The following is a 16,441-nucleotide window of genomic DNA, read 5'->3' on the forward strand; positions in this document are numbered from 1 at the left end:
TACGCGGGAGGCGGGACGACCCCGGCACGGGCGATGTCCGTGTTTCGTAAGGACGTGAAGCCCGTAATGTCTGGTTTGGCTCCGTAGGGTGTGCGGCGAAGTCGCACCCGCCCGAAGGAGGCCACACCGTGCCAGGTGTCGATGTCGTACTCCCCTGCCTCGACGAGGAGCAGGCACTGCCCTGGGTCCTGGAGCGCATCCCGCCCGGGTGGCGGGCGATCGTCGTGGACAACGGCTCGACGGACGGTTCGGCCGCGACGGCGCGCGAGCTCGGCGCGACCGTCGTCCCCGAACCCCGCCGCGGCTTCGGTGCCGCCTGTCACGCCGGACTGACGGCCGCCGAGGCCGACATCGTCTGCTTCTGCGACTGCGACGCCTCCCTCGACCCGGCCCTGCTGGTGCCGTTCGTCGAGGCGGTGCGCGAGGGCCGCAGCGACCTCGTACTGGGGCGCAGGCGTCCGCAGACGCGCGGTGCCTGGCCCGCGCACGCCCGCGCGGGAAACCTCGCGCTCTCCCGGATGCTGTACGCGCGCACCGGCGTCCGGCTGTACGACCTCGGCCCGCTGCGCGCGGCGCGCCGCGAGAAGCTGCTGGAGCTCGGCCTGACCGACCGGCGCAGCGGATACCCGCTCCAGATGGTCGTACGGGCGGCCGACGCCGGCTGGCGGATCGAGGAGCGCGACGTGCCCTACCGTCCCCGCACCGGCAAGTCCAAGGTCACCGGCACCTGGCGGGGCACCTGGCACGCCGTACGCGATATGCGCGCTGTGCTCCAGGAGCGGCCGGCCGCCGGAGCGGCCCGCGAGGGGACCGAGGGGATCGAAGGGACCGAGCGGACCGAGGGGATCGAGGGGGTCGCCCGATGACGGCGGCTTCGCGCCCCGGCGAGGGACACACCACACTGCTCGTCATCGCCAAGGAGCCCGTGCCCGGCAAGGTCAAGACGCGGCTGTGTCCGCCCTGTACGCCGCACCAGGCAGCCTCCCTTGCGACCGCTGCCCTGCACGACACCTTGGACGCCGTACGGGCGATGCCCGCCAGGCGCCGTGTGCTGGTGCTGTCGGGACGGCCCGGCGAGTGGCTGCCGCCGGGTTTCGACGTCGTCCCGCAGTGCTCCGGCGGACTGGACGAGCGGCTCGCCGCCGCGTTCGCCGAAGCGGGCACAGGGCCGGCGCTGCTCGTCGGGATGGACACCCCCCAGCTGACTCCCGCGCTGCTGGCTCCCGCGCTGGGACCGAACGGCTGGCGGGAGTGCGACGCCTGGTTCGGCCCGGCGCTGGACGGCGGCTTCTGGGCGCTGGGCCTCGCCCGCCCGGACCCCGCGCTGCTGCGCGGAGTTCCCATGTCCACCGCGACGACGGGACAGGCACAGCTCGCCCGGCTGGCGCAGGAGGGGCTGCGGGTACGCCACCTGCCGCCGCTGCGCGACGTGGACACCGCCGAGGACGCCGTTCGCGTCGCCGCTCAGGCACCCGGCGGCCGGTTCGCCGCGACGGCCGCCACCGTCGCCGCGCTGCGGCCCGAGCGCTTGCCCGCCGTCCCCGCGAGCCGGAGCCACCCGGAGGGCGCAGCTGTGCCAGGAACGGCCGCCTCATGACGGCCACCGACGCCGCGCCCCCGACCGCCGCCATCGACGACACCGCCACCGACAGAGCCGACACCGCCACTGCCACTGCCACTGCCACTGCCACTGCCACTGCCACTGCCACCGACGCGATAGCGCAGTGGAGCGCCGACCCGTACGCCGACGCGCTGCGCAGCGGTCGCGGGCCGCTGTTCCTGCGCCGCAGCGACGGCTGGCTGCTGCCCTTGGAGGTGGAGCGCTGGTGCGCCGGTGCGGACGCCGCCGACATGTCGGTACTGCGCCGGTGCGAGGGAGCGGTGCTGGATGTGGGCTGCGGCCCCGGCAGACTGGTCGCCGCCCTCTCGTCGCTCGGCCACCGTGTGCTGGGCATCGATGTGAGCCCGGCCGCCGTCTCACGCACGGTCTCACTCGGCGGTGCAGCCCTGTGCCGCTCGGTCTTCGACCCGCTGCCGGGGGAGGGCCGTTGGGGGAGCGTGCTGCTGCTCGACGGCAACCTCGGCATCGGTGGCGCCCCTCAGGAGTTGCTGGAGCGCTGCGCACGGCTCCTGGCCCCGCGCGGCCTGCTGTTGACCGAGACCTCGCCTCTGGACGTGGACGAGCGGGCCCAGGTGCACATCGACGACGGACGGGGCGCACAGCACGGGACCGACAGCGGCCGACAGTTCCCCTGGGCCCGGCTGGGCACCCGCGCGCTGCTGCGCTACGCGCTGCCCGCCGGGTGGTCGACGGCGGGTCAGTGGGAGTCCGGCGGCCGGTGCTTCGTCGCACTGCGGCGCTCCTGAGCCACCTTGCGCCGACGCCCCAGCAGACGCCCCAGCAGGCGCCGCGGCAGGCGCCGCGGCAGGCGCCGACGAGCCGCCGGGCGCCGACGAGTCTGCGCGCGGCGGCGCCGCCTGGCGCGCCTCTCGGGTGCTGTCCGTACGACTGCCCACAACCCCGAGAGAGCGAACAGGGCGACCGTCACCCACAACCAGTGCAGCGCATAGCCGTTGTTGCCCTCCGGCCGGCCGGTGAGTTTCGCGTACCGGTCGGCCGGACCGGTGATCAGGGGGAGATAGACCAACAGCAGCAGCAACGACAGCAGTGCCGGAATCCGCAGGTGGTTGACGTACCGGCCGGTGAGCCTGGGCAGCCGGTCGGCGAGCGAGTACAGCGGCAACAGCACCAGATCGTGCAGCAGCGCGGCCCCTACGAACCACACGGCGACGCCGAACCAGTCGTCCGCCAGCAGCCGCGCCCCCGCGTAACCGGTGAGCACGAACGACGCCAGGAGCAGAACGATCTGCAGCGGGCTGCCCACCAAGCGGCGCAGCCGTCCGGCGCCCGGTGCCGGCCCGGCCTCCATCCGGCCACCCGCGGCGGGGCCCTGGGAGCGGCCCTTCACCGGTCGGCTCCGAACGACAGCCGGTCGACCCATTTGGTGTTGTGCACACCGGGTGCCGCCGGGACGATGACGCGCGCCGGATAGCCGTGGTCCAGGGAGAGGTCCTCGCCACCCACCCGTAGCGCCAGCAGTGACCGTGGATCGCGCACCTGGTTGTCCCGCAGCCCCGCGTGCCGGAAGGCGCCTGAGCGCTGCAGCGAGGAAACGAATACGCCGGGCAGCCCCTCTCCCGCGTCGTACCCGGCCAGCTCCGCCAGGTCGCGCAGCCGTACGCCGCTCCAGTGCTGGTCCGAGGTCGACCAGCCCTCCACACAGGCGATCGGCAGGTCGGCTGAGTGCTGTGGCATCGCCAGCAGCTCGGCCCTGGTCAGCCGCAGTCTCCGCCCGTGCGCCCCCTCGACGGTCAGCCGCCAGCCTTCGCCGGTCTCCTTGGCGCTGACGCCCACAGCGGCCGCCGTCTTGTTGATCTGGAAGGCATTCGCGCCACTGCCCGGATCGGTGCCCCCGTGCGGTGCCAGCAGCGCGGTGCGGCGCAGCGGCCCGTCGAAGTTCTGGCCGACCGTCAGCCCCAGCAGCAGCACGGACCCGCCGCCCACCGCGCCGAGCGCCCCGCGCCGCGTCAGGGTGGCGTCAGCCGGGCGGGGTGCGACCAGCCCGGTGTCGAGATCCGGCTCCCGCGCCCCGACATCCTGGGGCTTGCGTCCGTCCTGGGGCTTGCGTCCGTCCTGGGGCTTGCGGCCCTCCTGAGACTTGCGGCCCTCCTGAGACTTGCGTCCGTCCTGGGGCTTGCGGTGCTCTTCGGCCCTGCGGCCGTCCTCGGTCCCGCTCGGCGGGTGTTTGCCGCGTTTCCGGCCGCCCGAGGCGAAGTCGCGCGGCGCACCGGCCCGCAGCACCTGTACGGCCTTGGGCAGCCGCAGCAGGACGTGTACCAGGAATGCGGCGAAGAAGACCCAGGCCCCGTAGAAGTGCAGCGGATAGAACGAGCCGGGGAACAGGTACTCCAGCTGGATGTTCAGCAGGCCCGTCACGAACTCGAACAGCACACCACCGACGAGCAGCAGCAGCGAGACGCGCTCCAGCGCGTGCGCGGCGGAGCGCGCGGGCGGCATGGTGAACAGCTTGGGGATGACGGACCACAGCTTCGCCAGCAGCACCGGCACCAGCACCACGCCGAGGGTGACGTGCACCCCCTGGGTGAGCCGGTAGAGCCAGTAGGGATCGGTCGGCCAGGCGAACAGGTAGAAGCCGAGCAGCCCGCGGTCCGGCGTGCGGTCGTTCGGCGGTGCCGCATCCGGGTTGTATGCCGCGTAGGACAGCAGGCCGGTGACGAACAGCACGGTGATGCCGGCCAGCAGTACGACGCCGAGCACGGCCGTCAGCCAGGGGCCGCGCAGCGGACTGCGCCAGAAGCCCGGGTCCGACGGCAGCCGGGTGGACCGGGACCGGGAGAGGATGCGGTGGTCGCCCATGCGGTGACCGTATGCGCCGGTACAGCCCGAAAGGGGGCCACGACCCATGACGAAACGCTGACATCGTCCGCTGGTGGCCCCTGTGCGGCCCCGCGCGGCCTAACGTGCCCCTGTGCCTGCCGAGCCCTCACCCACCCGCTCCGACCGCGCCACGCGGTCCGTCCCGACCACCTCCCCCGAGCCCTCCTCACCCGCCGCCCCGGCCTCCCCCGCCCCTCCCGCTGCTCCCGCTGCTCCCGCCGCTCCCGCCGCTCCCGGCCGGGACGTACCCGGCGCCGGGCAAGGGCCGGACCGCCATGGGCGCCGCACCGGGCCGGGACGGCGGTTTCCGGTGCCCGACCTGGCAGCCGTTGCGGCGGCCGGGGCGCTGGTGGTCGCCGCCGTCGTCATCGGCGGAGCCATCGAGCGGGAGCACGGCACACTGCGGGTGCACTGGCCGCCGTACTACGCCGAGCTGGAACCGCACCTGGGTCCGGGCACACCGGCCGCGCTGCTGATCGCGGGCGCCGTGCTCGGTTACGGCCCCGCGCTGGCGGCCCGCCTGCCGTGGCGGCGGCTGCTGGCGGCCGCCTGGGGCACCTCCATGGCGTGGATCTGGTCGCTCGCCCTGATCGACGGCTGGCACCGGGGCGTGGAGAACCAGCTGACCTCCGCCTACGAGTACCTCCAGGAGGTCGACAGGTTCGGGGACGTCGGCGCGGCACTGCGCACCTTCACCGACCACATCCTGCTGCACTCCCCCGACAACTGGGTCCCGCATGTGGCCGGCCATCCGCCCGCCGCCGTGCTCACCTTCGTCGGGCTCGACCGCGTCGGGCTGAGCGGCGGCGCCTGGGCGTCCGTCTGGGTCATCACCGTCGGCTCGTCGGCGGCAGCCGCTGTGCTCGTAGCGCTGCGCGCCCTGACGGACGAGGCCCAGGCGCGCAAAGCAGCACCGTTCCTGGTGCTGGCCCCCACCGCCGTGTGGGTGGGAGTGTCGGCCGACGGCTACTTCACGGCGGTGGCTTCCTGGGCCCTGGCGCTGCTCGCCCTTTCGGCACGGAGGACCGGCCACAGTCCGGCCCGCGCCCCTCGCACTGCCGCGCTCGCAGCCGGGCTGCTGTTCGGGCTCACCTGTTATCTGTCGTACGGCCTCACCCTGTGCGCGCTGCTCGGCCTCACCGTGCTGGCTCTCTCGCGCACTCTGCGGCCCCTCCCATGGGTGCTCGCGGGCGTCGCGGCAGTGGCCGCGGCCTTCACCCTCGCGGGGTTCAACTGGTGGGAGGGATACCAGCTGCTGACTGAGCGCTACTACGAGGGCGCCGCCCGCATCAGGCCCTACAGCTACTGGGTGTGGGCCAACCTCGCCTGCGCGGTGACCGCTGCGGGCCCCGCCGTGGTGGCAGGCACACGACGCGCCCTGGTGTGTGGTACGCCTGCCCTGCGCGCCTCCCGGTGGCCGCGCAGGCAGCGTACCGGCCGAGCGCCAGGGGCCGAGGGCCTCGGCGGCCGCGAGCGGCTCGCTGTGCTGGTGCTGGCCGCCCTGCTGACGGTCGCCGTCGCCGACCTGTCCGGGATGAGCAAGGCCGAGACCGAACGCATCTGGCTGCCTTTCCTCACCTGGCTGCTGCCCGCCGCCGTGCTGCTGCCGCGCCGGGGCGCACGGTACTGGCTGGCGGCCCAGGCGGCGACCGCGCTGGCGGTCAACCACCTCCTGCTGACCGGCTGGTGACGCCGACCGGCCGGTGGCGCCAATCCAGCGTCGCCCGCAGCGAGTTGAACGCCGGCGACGACGGGCGGCGGACGCCATGATTGTCAGACCCTGCGCCTAGGCTGGCCGACCAGTTGCTTCAGCAGGACTGACCAGGCGCCGGACGCCTGGTCGGGGACCGAGGAGAGCCAGCATGCAGGACCGGAACGACCGGCACACGGCGCTGCCGCCCGCCGACAGCCACAATGTCATCGAGGTGCGCGGCGCACGCGAGAACAACCTCGCAAACGTCTCCCTCGACCTGCCGAAACGCAGGCTGACGGTCTTCACCGGGGTCTCGGGGTCCGGCAAGTCCTCGCTGGTCTTCGGTACGGTCGCGGCCGAGTCCCAGCGGCTGATCAATGAGACCTACACGGCGTTCGTGCAGTCGTTCATGCCGAGCCTGGGCCGTCCCGATGTGGACAGTCTGCGCAACCTGAGCGCGGCGATCGTCGTCGACCAGGAGCGGATGGGCGCCAACTCGCGCTCCACCGTCGGCACCGCGACCGACGCCTACACGATGCTGCGGATCATCTACAGCCGGCTGGGCACTCCGCACATCGGCACCTCCACCGCTTTCAGCTTCAACAGCGCGGAGGGCATGTGCGCCGAGTGCGAGGGACTGGGCCAGACGACGACGATCGACATCGACCAGGTCGTCGACCAGAACCTGTCCGTGCGCGAGGGCGCCGTCACCGCGCCGGGGTTCGCCGTGGACAGTTGGTTCTGGCAGGTGATGGTCAACTGCGGCTTCTTCGACCCGGACAAGAAGGTCCGCGACTTCACCCAGCAGGAGTGGGACGCGCTGCTGTACCAGCCCACGACGAAGGCGAAGGTGAAGGTCGGCACCACGAACCTCACCTACGACGGTGTGGTCACCCGCATCCAGCGCATCTACCTGTCCAAGGACCGCGACGCGATGCAGGCCCACATCAAGGAGTTCGCCGACCGGGCAGTCGTCTACGCGGACTGCCCGGCGTGCGGCGGCAGCCGGCTCAGCCAGGCGGCGCTCTCCTCGAAGATCGACGGAGTGAACATCGCCGACTGCGCCCGTATGCAGATCAGCGACCTGGCTCCGTTCGTCCGCAGCCTGACCGACCCCTCCATCGCACCGCTGCGCGACACTCTCTGCCAGACCCTGGACTCCCTGGTCGACATCGGGCTGGGCTATCTGAGCCTGGACCGGCCTGCCGGGACGCTCTCCGGCGGAGAGGCTCAGCGCGTCAAGATGGTCCGTCACCTCGGCTCCAGCATCACCGATGTCACCTACGTCTTCGACGAACCCACCATCGGCCTGCACCCGCACGACATCCAGCGCATGAACGACCTGCTGCTGCTCCTGCGCGACAAGGGCAACACGGTGCTGGTGGTCGAGCACAAGCCGGAGGTGATCGCCATCGCCGACCATGTGGTCGACCTCGGTCCTGGCGCAGGCACCGAGGGCGGCCGGATCTGCTACGAGGGAGACGTGCCGGGGCTGCGCGCCTCGGGCACTCTCACCGGCCGCCATCTGGGCCACCGCGCCGGGCTGCGCGAGACGGTGCGGGAACCCAAGGGGACGGTTGAGATCCGCGGTGCGAATCTGCACAACCTCAAGGACGTCGACGTGGACATCCCCCTGGGCGTCCTCACGGTCGTCACCGGCGTGGCCGGGTCCGGCAAGAGCTCCCTGATCCACGGCTATCTGTCCGGACGGGACGATGTCCTGGTGGCCGACCAGTCACCGATCCGCGGCTCGCGCCGCAGCAACCCGGCGACCTACACCGGGCTGCTGGGCCCCATACGTACGGCCTTCGCCAAGGCCAACGGTGTCAAGGCGGCGCTGTTCTCGGCCAACTCGGCGGGCGCCTGCCCCAAGTGCAACGGGATCGGACTCGTCTACACCGATCTGGCGATGATGGCCGGCGTCGCCTCGGTGTGCGAGGAGTGCGAGGGCAAGCGCTTCACGCCCGAGGTGCTGGGCTACACGCTGCGGGGCAGGAACATCAGCGAGGTGCTGGGCATGTCGGTGGCCGAGGCCCGTGAGTTCTTCCCCACGGGCCAGGCGGCCACCATCCTCGGCCGCCTCGCCGATGTGGGCCTGAGCTACCTGCGGCTGGGCCAGCCGCTGAACACCCTCTCGGGCGGTGAGCGCCAGCGGCTGAAACTGGCCATCCACATGGCGGAGAAGGCCGCCACCTACGTCCTGGACGAGCCGACGACCGGGCTGCACATGGCCGACGTGGACCAACTGCTGGCGCTGCTCGACCGGCTGGTCGACGACGGCAACTCGGTCGTCGTCATCGAGCACCACCAGGCGGTGATGGCACACGCGGACTGGATCATCGACCTCGGCCCCGGCGGTGGCCACGACGGCGGCCAGGTGCTGTTCACCGGACCCCCGGCCGAACTCGTCGAATCGGCCGACACCCTGACAGCCCGGCACCTGCGCGACTACGTGCGGGAGAGCAACTGAGACCGGCGGGGTGTCGCCGTCACCACGAGGGCCGCGCCGACACCCCGCCGTCCAGCACCAGATCGTGCCCGTTGATCCAGCGCGCCTGAGCGGAGGCGAGGAACACGCAGGCGTCGCCGACGTCCTCCGGCGTCCCCAGCCGGCCGTCCGGCGCCGCCGCGCGCCACCGCCGTACGCCCTCGGGCCACTGCTCGGCGAGGCCGTCCCGCTCCACCAGGCCGGGCGAGACGGTGTTGACGCGTACCCCGAGCCGCCCGTACTCCTGTGCTGCGGCTCGGGCGTGCGCGACGATCGCGGCCTTGGACGCGGCGTAGTGCGCGTGCCCGGGAGCCGGCCGCGCCGCCTCGATGGAGGCGACGTGCGTGACGCTGCCGCCCCCGCGTTCCGCCAGCAGCGGCACGGCCACCTGCGTACAGGCGAAGACGCTGGAGAGGTTGGTGTCGACGACCGCGCGCCACTCCTCGGCCGTCATCCCCGACAGCTCCTGTACGGGCTGCACGCCCGCGTTGTTGACCAGCGCGCCGAGCCCCGCGGAGCGCCACCGGGCCGCCTCGGTGACCACGGCACGGCAGCCTTCCTCAGTGGCCAGCTCCCCGTGCAGGGCCCGGGCCACACCGCCCGCCTGCTCGATCGCCGCCACCGTCCGGCGGGCGCCTTCGGGGTCGCCCCGGTAGTGCACCGCCACCGGTACGCCCGCTGCCGCGAACCGGAGCGCGATACCGCGCCCGATGCCCCCGGAGGCGCCGGTCACCAGCACGGTGCGCGCTGCCGCGGGGGGCGCTGTGTGCGGCGCTGTGTGCGGGCCTGCCGACGGCGCTGTGTGCGGACCTGCCGACAGCTGCTCCTGCCTCATCGGGCCAGCTCCCTGATGAGCCGCGCGTGCTCCGGATACGCGCGGGCAAGCGCGTCCGCGTCCCCGTGTTCGTACCCCGCGTCGCTGTAGCCGGGAGCCATGGTGCAGCCGAACAGCGTCCAGGAGCCTGCCCCGTCCGGACCGTCGCCCGTCTCAGCCCCTGCCGTACCGACCCGGGCGCCCATCCAGGTGCCCGCCGGGACGGTGAGCTGCACCTGGTGCCGTGCGCCGAGCACATCCGGCCCGAGCACCGGGGTGCTGACGGGCGCACGCCCTTCGGGCGGGAGCAGCAGCAGTTGGAGGGGCGCGCCGAGGTAGTAGTGCCACACCTCGTCGTCCGGCAGCCGGTGCAGTGCGCAGTAGTCGCCGGGCGCGTCGGTCAGCAGCATCACGATCGCGGAGCCCTCGGGCCTGCCGTCGCCACGTTCGGGGCCCGCCCACAGCCGCCGGAAACGGCCGCCCTCGCGGGGAAGGGGCTCCAGTCCGAAGTGCGCGGCCAGTGCCTCAGCCGTAGCGCGCGCCTCATCTCCCACCTCACGTCGCATTCTTCAGCCCTGCCCGCACAGCGCACGCGCCATGCGCCCTCCATGCGCCCCTCCCGGCGCCACCGGCCTGCGCCATCACTCGGACGAGTGAGATCGAGGCACTGAGGGGTTCGGTGTCCGCACTCACACCTCAGCGTCCCCACGACGTGCTTAGAGTGCACATGTTCGGCCCCGGACCCCGGTCGAACGGCCGTGCCGACTCCGCCCATGGAGGGCCGGACCAGCCGCCGCACGCGTGCACCCCTTCGACGGCCCCGCACGTGTGCACACCGCACATCCGTCCAGTCCGCGCCTACGTACCCGCGCCGAACACCCGCACGTCACCGCACCACCCGCCACCGCCCAGCCCGCCACCCGCCACCGCAGCCGCACATCTCCACGCCCGCACACCACCGCACATCACCACACCACCGCACTGCCGTACCGCCGTACAGCTCGTCAGTGGAAGGGGTCTTCCATGGTCGCCGTCCCGCGCTCCGACACCCCGGGCCCCGCCCGGTTCCGGACCGTACGCGCGAGGGGCGAACTCGACATCGCGACACTGCACGAGTTGGAGTCCGCCCTCGTACGCGCGCTGGCGGAGACCGCACCGCCGCGCCTCGTCGTGGACATGCGCGACGTGACGTTCCTGGACTGCTCGGTGATCCGCGTTCTGCTGCGGGCGCGTACGACCGCACTGTCCCAGGAGGGCTGGCTGGTGCTGGTGTGCGAGCACGTGCCGGTCGGCCGGCTGCTGCGACGGCTGGAACTGCAGCACCTGCTGCCCCACTACCCCACCCTCGACGCCCTCGACGCGGCGCTGGTACCCGCCGAGGACGCCAACTGACGTGCGAGCCTGCCGCGACGGCCTCGGCCGGGCCCCGGTTCAGCCCGGATGCCCCGCCCGGTCCAGGAAGCCCGCCAGGGTGGCGGTGAACCGGTGCGGGTCGTCGAACCAGGGGTAGTGGCCGGCGCCCGGCTGCACCACCAGAGTGGCGTCGGGGAACAGCGCGGCGAACTCCGTCACCGACCGCGGGGGACTGTTCAGGTCGTACTCCCCGGCGAGCAGCAGCGCGGGGACGGGACAGCGGGTGAGCGCCGCACGGGTCGCTTCCGGGTCGAAGGCGCCGTCGGCACCGAAGCGGGCGACAGCTTCGCTGTTGTCCGGTCGGCCGGCCGCGTGGTGCTGCTGAGCTGCAGCGTCCCAACGGCCGTAGAAGAAGGGCGCGATGGCCTCACCGTCGCCGTTCGCCCCCGCACCGTTCGCCCCCGCGGTGATCGCCTCCAACGCGGCGAAGGCCGCCGGAAACCACGGCTCGTTCCGGCGGAGGCGCGCGAGATCGCGCCGCGTCTCGCCCGAGACCGTGATGCCGACAGCTCTCGTGCTGGGCCCGACCAGCGCGAGCCTGTCCACGTGTTCCGGGTACCGCGCCACGTACTGCGTCGCGATGTTCGTTCCGGCGGAGTGTCCGAGCAGATCCGTCCGGGGCAACCCGAGGTGCCGGCGCAGCGCCTCGACGTCGTCGGCCAGGCGATCGCACCGGTAGGAAGAGACGTCCTCGGGAATCGCGGAGCGGCCGGTGCCGCGGAGGTCCAGCAGGACCAGCCGCCGGTGCGCGGCCAGTCCGCCCAGGTCGCCGAGGTAGCGGGAGTCCGTGGGGCCTCCCGGGACGCAGATGACCGGGGCGCCGTGGCCGAGCGTGCGGTAGGCGAGCCGGGTTCCGTCGGGTGCGCAGAAGGTGGGCATGCCCTGCACCGTGGCACCTATAACACGGTTGTACAACCGGGTTATGGTCCGTTGTCCCTCGATCGAGGAATCGGCCGGGAAACCACTGGCCTGGGTGTATAACCGGGCTATGGCAGCCGACGACACCCTGAGCACTCCGCCACCCGGTCCCTCGACCCCGACCGTCCCCGAGACGCTCTCCGAAGAGCAGGCCGAGCGGATGTTCGCCGAAATGAACGAGATCATCCGTGCGGGCGAGGAAACGCGGAGACTGCGCACCGAGATGATCAGGCTGCTCGCCCGCTCCGGCTGGAGCCAGGAGAAGATCGCCCAGCTCGCCGGCATGAGTCAGCCCGCGGTGTCCAAGCAGGTGACGAAGTACAAGTCCGACCGCTCGGCGGACACCCCGCCCCCCACGGTGGACCTCTCCCTCGACCAGAACGACACACCCTGGCTCGAAGGACGGCTGTGGGGACTCGCCGAGGAGATCTCCGCCGCCGGCCCCGACAGCGCCCGCTGTACGCGTTTCCTCCACGCGATCGCCCGGGGAAGGAAGCGGTTCACACCGCAGACCGTCGACGAGCTGCGGCGCCTGGTCGAGGACGACCTGCTACGGCATCGGACGGAGCTGCCCGGCGGCTACCGCGCGGCGTACGACAGGATCAGCCGCGGCCTCGACGTCCCAGCCCCGGTCTCGCCCCCGGGCCCGACCTCGTCCCCCGCCCCGGTCTCGCCCCCCGGCCTGGTTCCGACCCCAGGGCAGCCCGGGACAGCCGCCACTGCCCCCGCACCGGCCTCGGTGCGCCGCGCCCTCGCCCGCCAGGTCCAACGCGACCACCTCAGGCACAGCGGCTGATCCCGGGAGGGCTCAGCGGCGGGCGTGACGGCCGCGGCCGGGGCGGTTCTGGGGGGCCGACGGGTCCTGCGGCGGGGCGGGCGGGCCCTGCTGACCCGCTCCCTCGTCGTACGGGCTGTACGAAGCGTCGTCGTACGGGGCCGCCCCGTGCGGGCCGCCGTGCCCGTGCGGGCCGCCGTGCCCCTGCGGTGCTCCCGCGCCCTGTCCCGCACCCGCGACCGGACCCGCGCCGGGGGGCGCGCCCGCGCTGCCGCCGTACGGAGCCTGACCGGGTGCCGGTGCGTGAGCCTGCGGAGTGCCGCCGTGTGCGCCGTAGGGAACCTCCGGCGGGAGCGGGAGCGAGTGGCCGTCGCCGTATGGGGCACCGGGAGGCATCGAGCCCTCGGGCCGCTGCCCGTAGCCGGGGTTCGGGCCGTGCCCGGGTGCGGGGGCGTGCCCGGGGTTCGGGCCGTAGCCGGGGGCCGGTGCATGGCCGGGGGCCGGTGCACGTCCCCCCTGCTGGCCACCATGACCGGGACCGTGGGCGCCAGGTGTGCCCTGGTGATGGGTCGGCGCGCCGTAGCCGGAGCCGCCGTAGCCGGAGGTGCCGTAGGGGGTGGCGGGGGCGCCCGGCGCACCAGGCGCGCCCGGTGCCGCGGGGTGGCTCTCGGCCTGTGCCGCGCCCTCCTGGACCTCGGACTGAGCCGATCCACCGCCGCCCTTGCGGCGGTTCCGCAGGTACTCGATGACGATCGGGACGACCGACAGCAGGACGATGCCGATCAGGATCGTCTCGATGTGCTCGTGCACGAAGTCGATCTGTCCCAGCGCGGCGCCCAGCAGGGTGACACCTGCGCCCCACAGCGTGCCACCAATGATGTTGAAGATGACGAAGGACCGGTATTGCATCCTGCTGACACCGGCGATGATCGGGGTGAACGTCCGCACGATCGGTACGAAACGGGCCAGGACCAGGGACTTCGGGCCGTGCTTCTCGAAGAACTCGTGCGCCTTCTCGACGTTCTCCTGCTTGAAGAACCGCGAGTCCGGCCGCTTGAAGAGCGTGGGCCCCACTTTCTTGCCGAACAGATAGCCGGCCTGGTCGCCCAGCACGGCGGCGACCACCACCAGCAGGCACACCAGCCACAGCGGCGCGTGAAGCTGGTCGGTGACGATCAGGAGCCCCGTGGTGAACAGCAGCGAGTCGCCGGGCAGGAAGAAGCCGATGAGCAGGCCCGACTCCGCGAAGACGATCGCGAGGATCCCGGCAAGGCCGAACGTCTGGATCAGGAAGTCCGGATCCAGCCAGCTGGGTCCTAGTGCGAGGTTGGTCACGGAAGGCTCCTGATCAGGGCGCGCGGGACTGGATGTCTCGCCCGGGGGCCGGGCGGAGGCGCGGAGACGGCACGCGGGCGGTGTCGGACGCTACACGCTACCAACGCGGGTCCCCTCCCCACGCGTTCCCGAGCCCGCAGGACCGGCCGTACCCGTCCTGTCGGGCGGTACCCGCCGGGACGAGAACACCGGACCGTCATGACGACGACGAGCACGAGCACCCGCCCCTCCCCCGGCACCTACACCCCGAGTACGCGCCACGACCGCGAGTACGCGCACAGACGTTCCCTCCGGGCCCGGCGACCGCTAGCTTCCCTCTGACCGAGTCCGCGCGTCCGTATGCCGGACGCCACCGGACTCGGAGCACTACGGAGCGTCCGAGCACCACAGGGCGCGCCGGGCAACAGACCGCACTCCGAGCACCACAGCAGTTCGAGCACCACAGCACCAGAGAGCACGAAGAGCGCACCAGAGCACCACACGTCGACAGCCGTTCCCGAAAGGACCACGACTGTGTCCGTACCGCTCCGCTCCGCCCGCTCCCCGCACGCGCTGCGCAGGAGATCCATGGCGGCTCTGGCCGCCACAGCCCTGGCCACCCCGCTGCTGCTCGTCTCGTCCACGACAGCGGGCGCCACGACAGCGGGTGCCACCGCCACCACCGCCACCACCGCCGAGCAGACAGCCCAGCGCTCCGCCGGGCAGTCCGCCGAGTCCACCGTCCGGCAGTCCGCGAAACAGGGCGACAAGCTCGCCAGGAAGCTGGTCCGGCGCACCAGCGGCCACGGTGCCATGAGGCATCTGCGGGCCTTCAGCGGCATCGCGCAGTACAGCGACGGCAACCGGGCCGCGGGCACCAAGGGCCACGACCGTTCCGCGCACTACGCCGGCGCCCTCCTCAAGGCGGCCGGCTACAAAGTCACGTACCAGAAGTTCGAGTTCACCTTCCGCGAGACCCTCGCGGAGAAGCTCAGCGTGCTCACCCCGGACCAGCGCGACGTCCCCATCACGCTGATGTCGTACACCAAGAGCACCCCTGAGGGCGGTATCGAGGCACCCGTGACGGCGGCACCGGTCGACGCCGACGGTTCCAACGGCTGCGAGGCCGGCGACTTCGCCCAGGGCACGTACGACGGCAAGATCGCCCTGATCAAGCGGGGTGGCTGCACCTTCGCGCAGAAGCAGGCCAACGCCGCCGACGCGGGCGCGGTCGGCGCGGTGATCTACAACAACGAGGACGGCGCGCTCAACGGCACCCTCGGTGACCCGGCCGCCGCCCGCATTCCCACCGGCGGCATCACCAAGGCCGACGGCGAGGCACTCGCCGAGCAGGTGGCCAAGGGGGAGGTCACCGTGAACCTGGAGGTGCGGGAGCACCAGGAGCAGCGCACCACCCACAACGTCCTCGCCGAGACCCGTGGCGGCGACCCGGACAACACCGTGATGCTCGGCGCTCACCTGGACTCCGTCCCCGAGGGCCCCGGCCTCAACGACAACGGCTCCGGCTCTGCGGGCGTCCTGGAGACGGCTCTCCAGCTGGCCAAGGCCGACCACAAGGGCAAGCACGCCAACAAGGTGCGCTTCGCGCTGTGGAGCGCCGAGGAGCTGGGCCTGCTCGGCGCCGAGCACTACGTCGAGAATCTGCCGGCCGCCGAACGTGCGAAGATCTCGCTCTATCTCAACTTCGACATGATCGCGAGCCCCAACTACGGGATGTTCGCCTTCGACGGTGACGACTCCGACGGCACGGGCGCCGGCCCGGGCCCGGACGGCTCGGCGAAGCTGGAGAAGGACCTGGTGGACTTCTTCGCCACCCGTGACGTGCCCATCCGGGGCACCGACTTCACGGGCCGCTCGGACTACGGCCCCTTCATCGAGGTGGGCATCCCCGCGGGCGGCACGTTCACCGGGGCCGAGGGCATCAAGACCGCCGAGCAGCAGAAGCTGTGGGGCGGTACGGCGGGAGTGGCCTACGACAACTGCTACCACCAGGTCTGCGACACGCTGAAGAACATCAACGCCCGCGCCCTCGATGAAAACGTCAAGGCGATCGCCAACGCGGTCGGCCACTACGCCTGGGACACCAGCGGACTGCCCCGGGGTACCGACCGCCCGACCGCCCAGCAGCCGACCACCCAGCGGCTGACCGCCGAGCAGGGAGCCGGCGCCGCAAAGGGCGACTCGGCCGACGGTTCCGACGCGGCGTCCCGGCCGGTCACCGGCCCGTACAAGGGCGCGCGTCTGATCCGCTGAACCACCGTCCCGCGCACCAGTGCGCCTCGTTGTCCACAGCCTGTGGACAACGAGGCGCCCGCCCGGGTCGACCGTGCCGCCGCCGTACGGCACACCCGCGGTACGCCGCGGCCCCACTGTCGGCCCCACCACCCACGGCGCCGCCGTCGGCCCCACCCGCGACACACCCATGAGCCCACCCCGACCCCGCCCGCGGCTCGCCGCGAGCGGTCTCCACCGTCCGCCCACGATCTGCCCACTTTCTCCGCGCTTTACCGGGAAATCACCCGGATTGCACCAGCGGCACAGGGCTG

Annotated in this window: 14 protein-coding genes; 8 read left to right on the forward strand and 6 right to left on the reverse strand. The window is 72.5% G+C overall.

The window, feature by feature from the left end:
• The first annotated feature begins 128 nt into the window (after positions 1–128).
• From JW592_RS25395 to JW592_RS25405, 3 genes are read left to right on the forward strand one after another with little or no spacing between them, the layout of a single operon-like run.
• Complete coding sequence (locus tag JW592_RS25395; protein WP_209267556.1) at positions 129–866, forward strand: glycosyltransferase family 2 protein; 738 nt, start codon at positions 129–131, stop codon at positions 864–866.
• Entirely contained in the window at positions 863–1,597 is a 735-nt protein-coding gene (locus JW592_RS25400) for a TIGR04282 family arsenosugar biosynthesis glycosyltransferase (protein ID WP_209267557.1), read from the forward strand. The genes JW592_RS25395 and JW592_RS25400 overlap by 4 nt, the downstream gene beginning before the upstream one ends.
• On the forward strand, positions 1,594–2,367 hold the full coding sequence (locus tag JW592_RS25405; RefSeq protein ID WP_209267558.1) for a class I SAM-dependent methyltransferase: 774 nt from the start codon (positions 1,594–1,596) through the stop codon (positions 2,365–2,367). The genes JW592_RS25400 and JW592_RS25405 overlap by 4 nt, the downstream gene beginning before the upstream one ends.
• On the opposite strand, the gene JW592_RS25410 is transcribed toward JW592_RS25405, so the two are convergent.
• Positions 2,319–2,969: a hypothetical protein gene (locus JW592_RS25410; protein WP_307805541.1), complete on the reverse strand. Its 651-nt coding sequence runs from the start codon at positions 2,967–2,969 to the stop codon at positions 2,319–2,321. The two genes, JW592_RS25405 and JW592_RS25410, sit on opposite strands and share 49 nt — an antisense overlap.
• Complete coding sequence (locus JW592_RS25415) at positions 2,966–4,438, reverse strand: molybdopterin-dependent oxidoreductase (RefSeq protein ID WP_209267559.1); 1,473 nt, start codon at positions 4,436–4,438, stop codon at positions 2,966–2,968. Before JW592_RS25415 ends, JW592_RS25410 begins: the two co-directional genes overlap by 4 nt.
• A 331-nt stretch (positions 4,439–4,769) precedes the next feature.
• Here JW592_RS25415 and JW592_RS25420 point away from each other — a divergent pair, with 331 nt between their 5' ends.
• Positions 4,770–6,149, forward strand: a complete 1,380-nt coding sequence (locus JW592_RS25420) for a hypothetical protein (protein WP_307805545.1) — start codon at positions 4,770–4,772, stop codon at positions 6,147–6,149.
• 172 nt (positions 6,150–6,321) lie between these two features.
• Positions 6,322–8,622, forward strand: a complete 2,301-nt coding sequence (locus tag JW592_RS25425) for an ATP-binding cassette domain-containing protein (RefSeq protein WP_209267561.1) — start codon at positions 6,322–6,324, stop codon at positions 8,620–8,622.
• Between the two features lie 19 nt (positions 8,623–8,641).
• Here JW592_RS25425 and JW592_RS25430 read toward each other — a convergent pair whose 3' ends face one another.
• Positions 8,642–9,475, reverse strand: a complete 834-nt coding sequence (locus JW592_RS25430; protein WP_209267562.1) for an SDR family NAD(P)-dependent oxidoreductase — start codon at positions 9,473–9,475, stop codon at positions 8,642–8,644.
• On the reverse strand, positions 9,472–10,008 hold the full coding sequence (locus JW592_RS25435; protein WP_307805542.1) for a cupin domain-containing protein: 537 nt from the start codon (positions 10,006–10,008) through the stop codon (positions 9,472–9,474). Before JW592_RS25435 ends, JW592_RS25430 begins: the two co-directional genes overlap by 4 nt.
• A 469-nt stretch (positions 10,009–10,477) precedes the next feature.
• Between JW592_RS25435 and JW592_RS25440 the strand changes: the two genes are divergently transcribed.
• Complete coding sequence (locus JW592_RS25440) at positions 10,478–10,846, forward strand: anti-sigma factor antagonist (RefSeq protein WP_209267564.1); 369 nt, start codon at positions 10,478–10,480, stop codon at positions 10,844–10,846.
• 39 nt (positions 10,847–10,885) lie between these two features.
• On the opposite strand, the gene JW592_RS25445 is transcribed toward JW592_RS25440, so the two are convergent.
• Entirely contained in the window at positions 10,886–11,746 is an 861-nt protein-coding gene (locus JW592_RS25445) for an alpha/beta fold hydrolase (RefSeq protein WP_209267565.1), read from the reverse strand.
• A 109-nt stretch (positions 11,747–11,855) separates the two neighbouring features.
• On the opposite strand from JW592_RS25445, the gene JW592_RS25450 reads away from it, so the two are divergent.
• Positions 11,856–12,581 (forward strand): helix-turn-helix domain-containing protein, encoded by a 726-nt coding sequence (locus tag JW592_RS25450; RefSeq protein ID WP_229376821.1) that lies wholly within the window; start codon positions 11,856–11,858, stop codon positions 12,579–12,581.
• Between the two features lie 12 nt (positions 12,582–12,593).
• On the opposite strand, the gene JW592_RS25455 is transcribed toward JW592_RS25450, so the two are convergent.
• Positions 12,594–13,895, reverse strand: a complete 1,302-nt coding sequence (locus JW592_RS25455) for a DedA family protein (RefSeq protein WP_209267567.1) — start codon at positions 13,893–13,895, stop codon at positions 12,594–12,596.
• Between the two features lie 567 nt (positions 13,896–14,462).
• On the opposite strand from JW592_RS25455, the gene JW592_RS25460 reads away from it, so the two are divergent.
• Positions 14,463–16,148, forward strand: coding sequence for a M28 family metallopeptidase (locus JW592_RS25460; RefSeq protein WP_209267613.1), 1,686 nt, complete (start codon positions 14,463–14,465; stop codon positions 16,146–16,148).
• Positions 16,149–16,441: the final 293 nt, after the last annotated feature.

This window comes from Streptomyces spirodelae (genome assembly GCF_017676385.1).
In the GTDB taxonomy this organism is placed as follows: domain Bacteria; phylum Actinomycetota; class Actinomycetes; order Streptomycetales; family Streptomycetaceae; genus Streptomyces; species Streptomyces spirodelae.